A 4,610-nucleotide genomic window follows, 5' to 3' on the forward strand; every position below is an offset into this window, starting at 1 on the left:
GCGGCAAGGACGACTGGAAGAAGGACAAGCCCGAAGGCGGCATGCACGCCGGTGGCGGTGCCATGTCGATGACGGTCACCAAGGAGTGGCAGCCGGACAGCGACGAGGCCGGCAAGACTGAGAAGTCGACGAAGACCGAGAAGAGCGAGAAGTCCGAGAAGAGCGACGAGGGCTGGAAGAAGGACAAGCCCAGCGGTGGCGTGCACACGGGCGGTGGCGCGATGGCCATGACCGGCGGCGGTCTGGCAGCCGGTTCGCTGCTGCTCCTCGGCGGTGTCGGGGTCGGCGCCTACAAGCTGCGCCGTCGTCAGGCGACGGGTGGCGCGATGGCCTGACCCGGCCGCACCGCGAGCCGGCCGCATTCCTGTCGCGGCCGCCGTCCCTCCGGACGGCGGCCGCGGCGCCTTCGTTTTCCCCCTGGGGCGCCGCCCTGACCAAGCCCGCCCCGCGTCACCTCCCCCCTCGCTCCGCACGGACGAAAGGCACGTTCCCATGGCCGCCCCGCAGTCGCCCGATTCCTCCTCCCGGACTGCCTCCGACACCGTCACGCTCGGCCGCGCCCTGCTCTGGCCCGCCGCTGTGGCCGGGCTCGGCATGCTCCTCATCTACAACTCCATCGGCCCCTCGGCCGACGACAAACCACCCGCCCCGCTCGCAGCGTCGGCCCCAGCCACCCCGGTGCCCCGGGCCTCCGCCTCCTCACCGGCTGCCGCCGTTCCCCGCCAGGCCACCCCTTCTCCCTCTCCCACACCCACCACCGCGCCCGCACTGGCCCGTTCCGTTCCCAAGCGGCTCAAGATCCCCGCCATCGCCGTGGACGCCCCGTTCACCCCGCTGTCGATCGGGGCCTCCGGCCGACTGGACGCCCCTCCCCCGAACGACACGAACCTGGTCGGCTGGTTCAAGGGCGGTGTGACTCCCGGCGAGCGCGGCGCGGCGATCGTGGCGGGCCACGTCGACACGCTGACCGGCCCGGCCGTCTTCCTCCAGCTGCGGTTCCTGCGGCCCGGGTCGACGGTCGACATCACCCGTACGGACGGCACGGTGGCCACGTTCAAGGTCGACACCGTCGAGACGTTCAGCAAGGCGAAGTTCCCCGACAAGCGGGTCTACGCCGATACGACGGATGCCCAGTTGCGCCTGATCACGTGCGGCGGCAACTACGACAGGAAGGCCAAGGACTACGAGGACAACGTGGTCGTGTTCGCCCACCTCGCCTCGGCGAAGAAGGGGTGAGCCTCCGTGCCCGTCCGGCGGAAAACCCCGTGCGACGGACCCTGGGCCGCTGTTAGCGTCCCCGCATGAACAAGCGCGCTGCGATGACGACGACGCCGGAGAGTGTCCCGGCGCGCTGACTTCCGACCAGTCCGAAGCCCCGGGGCGAGTGCCCCGGGCTTCTGCTTGCGGTCACTCGCCTCCGTACCCGAGGAGACCGCCATGCCCGACCACCGCAGACTCGGCCGCGAGCTGGAACTGTTCGACACCGACCCGCTGATCGGCGCGGGGCTCCCCTACTGGCTGCCCGACGGAGCGGCCCTGCGGCACACCCTGGAGGAGTACATCCGCACCGCCGAGCGGCTGGCGGGCTACCGGCACGTGTACTCGCCGGTGCTCGGCAAGCGGGAGCTGTACGAGATCTCGGGGCACTGGTCGCACTACAGCGACGACATGTTCCCGCCGATGGAGCTGGGCGCCGAGCAGGTCGTGCTGCGGCCGAGCCTGTGCCCGCACCACGCGGTCATCTACCGCTCCCGCTCGCACAGTTACCGCGAGCTGCCGCTGCGGATGGCCGAGCTGGGCGGCATGTACCGCTCCGAGCTCTCCGGGGTACTCGGCGGGCTGACCCGGGTACGGGCCATCCAGCTCAACGACGCCCACATCTTCTGCACCCTGGACCAGGTCGCCGGGGAGGCGCGGGCCGCGCTGGACATGATCCGCGCGGCGTACGAGGCGCTGGGCATCCATCCGGCCCGCTTCCGGCTCTCGCTGCCGGGGCCGGGCGGGAAGTACGTCGCGGCCCCCGGGATGTGGCGGCGCTCGACCGCCCTGCTGACCGAGGTGCTCGATGCCTCCGGGCTGCCGTACGAGGCGGTCGAGGGCGAGGCCGCGTTCTACGGGCCGAAGATCGACGTCCAGGTCGCGGACGCGGCGGGCCGGGAGTCGACCCTCTCGACCGTCCAGGTCGACTTCCACCAGCCGGAACGGTTCGATCTGCACTACATCGGCGCGGACGGCGCGAAGCACCGGCCGGTCATGGTGCACCGCAGCATCATCGGCAGCGTGGAGCGGGCCGTCGCCCACCTCATCGAGCAGCACGGCGGCGCGTTCCCTGCCTGGCTCTCCCCCGTCCAGCTGGCGATCCTGCCCGTGTCGGACGCCGAACTGCCGAACGCCCAGGCGCTTGCCCGCCGTTGCCTCGCGCTCGGGTTGCGCGCGGAGGTCGGCGGCCGGGAGCGCGGCAGTCTGGGGGCCAGGATCCGGGAGGCCCGGCTGGTGCCGTACCAGGCGGTCATCGGCGCTGCGGAGGCCGCGGACGGCCGGGTGGCGCTGCGGCTCCGGGACGGGCGTCGCATCGATCCGCTGCCCGCCCGGGAGGTGCTGGAGCGGATCGGCGCGGTCGTGGCCGCCCGCAGCAGCGAGTTGTGGGGTGGAAAACCTTAGGTGGTGACGGGCTCCGTCTCCGCATCCGCGCGGCGGCCGGTCTCCAGCGCTCCGGCGAGCGCGCACGCGACGACCAGCAGGACGAGAACGACCGTCATCGTGAGCCGGAGACCGATGTGGTCGGCGAGGAAGCCGAGCGCGGGCGGGCCGACGAGGAAGGCCACATAGCCCGCGGTGGAGACCGCGCCCACCCGTGCCGCCGCGTGGTGCGGATGGTCGCCCGCGGCGGACACGGTGACGGGGAAACCGAGCGACGCGCCCAGTCCCCACAGCACCGTGGCGGCGCCCGCCATCGCCGGGCTCGGCGAAACGATCACCACCGCCAGGCCCAGCGCGGCGACGACCGCGCTGATGCGCACGACCCGGGCAGGGCCGAAGCGCTCCAGGAGGGGGCCGCCGACGAAGCGGCCGACCGTCATCGAGGAGGCGAAGACCAGGAAGGTCAGCGAGCCGGCGGTGGCACTCACCTCGTAACCGTCCACCATGAGCAGCGGCAGCCAGTCGTTCGCCGCCCCCTCCGCGAAGGCCATGGCCAGCACGATCAGCCCGATGAGGACGAGCCGCCGGTCCTGCCACACCGTCAGCTGGCCCCGCCACCCGCCCGGTCCGGAGGTGTCGGCCGCCTCCTTGCCCGTGCCGTGCGGGATCGCGCGGACGGCCACGACCGCGGCGACGGCGACGAGCACCGAGACGGCCGTCAGATGCCATCCGACCGGGACCGCGGCCGCGGTCAGCGCCATGCCCAGCAGCGCCCCGACGACGGTGCCCAGGCTGAAGCAGCCGTGCAGCACCGGCAGCACGGGGCGGCCGATGACCCGCTCCACGTCCGCGCCCTCGATGTTGAACGCGACTTCGGCCAGCCCCATCCCGCCGCCGAACAGGGCCAGTCCGCAGAAGACCCCGCCCGCCAGTACCAGGCCCGTCCCCGCCGCGACGACCAGCAGCCCGGCGACGATCAGCGCCGCACCGACGGTGATGGCGGCCCGGCCCCCGCACCGGCGTACGAGCGGGCCGGAGGCGGTCACGCCGGCCATGGAACCGGTGGACAGCCCGAAGAGCACCAGCCCCATCGCGCCGGTGGACACGTCGAGTCCGTCCCTGACGGCGGGGGTGCGCGCCACCCATGAGGCCATGCCGGCTCCGGCGGCGAGCATGAAGAGGAACAAGGCGGCACGCCGGCGGCGTGTTGCAACATCCATGACAGCGGGCCTCGACAGTCCAGAAAAGGGTTCCAGCAGGAGCGTACGATCGTACGCCCTTGGAGTGTACGATCGTACCCATGACGGACCACTTCGCGGGAGACCCGCGTACGAACCACGAACGCATGCTCGCCGGGGACCTCTACATCGCCGACGACCCCGCGATCGTGGAGGCCCAGCGTCGCGCCGTGCGACTGGCCGCCCGCTATCTGGCGGCCTACACCGAGGACCCCGATGCCGCACAGCCCGTCGTCGCCGAGCTCCTGGGCGCTGTCGGTGCCGGCGCGCACATCCGGCCGCCGTTGTACGTGGACTACGGCACGTACATCACGGTCGGCGAGGACACGTTCATCAACTACAACCTCACCGCTCTGGACGTGGCCCCGATCACCATCGGCCGCGACTGCCAGATCGGGCCGAACGTCCAGCTGCTCACCCCGACCCACCCGGTGGACCCGGAGCCGCGCCGGGACAAGCTGGAGGCGGCCCGCCCGATCACGATCGGCGACAATGTCTGGCTGGGCGGCGGCGCGATCGTGCTGGCCGGGGTGACCATCGGGGACAACAGCGTCATCGGCGCGGGAGCCGTCGTGACGAAGGACGTTGCCGCCAACGTGGTCGCGGTCGGCAATCCGGCCCGGGTGATCCGCTCGATCTAGGGCGTGTTTCGAAAGTCCCGCCTGTCCGGCGACGCCTGGCACGCACGCTCGCCGCGTTGTCGGGATCACCCCGATACGCCCAGTATCGGGG

Annotated in this window: 4 protein-coding genes and 1 pseudogene; 4 read left to right on the forward strand and 1 reads right to left on the reverse strand. The window is 72.2% G+C overall.

The window, feature by feature from the left end:
• The 3 genes and pseudogenes from ABZ434_RS34495 to thrS form a co-directional block, all read left to right on the forward strand.
• A pseudogene (locus tag ABZ434_RS34495) lies at positions 1-335 on the forward strand (hypothetical protein); the annotation flags it as partial.
• Positions 336-492: 157 nt separating this feature from the next.
• On the forward strand, positions 493-1,236 hold the full coding sequence (locus ABZ434_RS34500; protein ID WP_359145513.1) for a class F sortase: 744 nt from the start codon (positions 493-495) through the stop codon (positions 1,234-1,236).
• Positions 1,237-1,401: 165 nt separating this feature from the next.
• A complete protein-coding gene (thrS, locus tag ABZ434_RS34505; protein ID WP_359145510.1) occupies positions 1,402-2,661 on the forward strand; it encodes a threonine--tRNA ligase in 1,260 nt (419 codons plus the stop codon).
• On the opposite strand, the gene ABZ434_RS34510 is transcribed toward thrS, so the two are convergent.
• Positions 2,658-3,860: an MFS transporter gene (locus tag ABZ434_RS34510; RefSeq protein WP_359145507.1), complete on the reverse strand. Its 1,203-nt coding sequence runs from the start codon at positions 3,858-3,860 to the stop codon at positions 2,658-2,660. The genes thrS and ABZ434_RS34510 overlap by 4 nt on opposite strands.
• A gap of 80 nt (positions 3,861-3,940) precedes the next feature.
• Between ABZ434_RS34510 and ABZ434_RS34515 the strand changes: the two genes are divergently transcribed.
• Positions 3,941-4,519 (forward strand): sugar O-acetyltransferase, encoded by a 579-nt coding sequence (locus ABZ434_RS34515; RefSeq protein WP_359145504.1) that lies wholly within the window; start codon positions 3,941-3,943, stop codon positions 4,517-4,519.
• Positions 4,520-4,610 lie beyond the last annotated feature (91 nt).

This window comes from Streptomyces sp. NPDC005761 (assembly GCF_040630635.1).
Classification (GTDB): domain Bacteria; phylum Actinomycetota; class Actinomycetes; order Streptomycetales; family Streptomycetaceae; genus Streptomyces.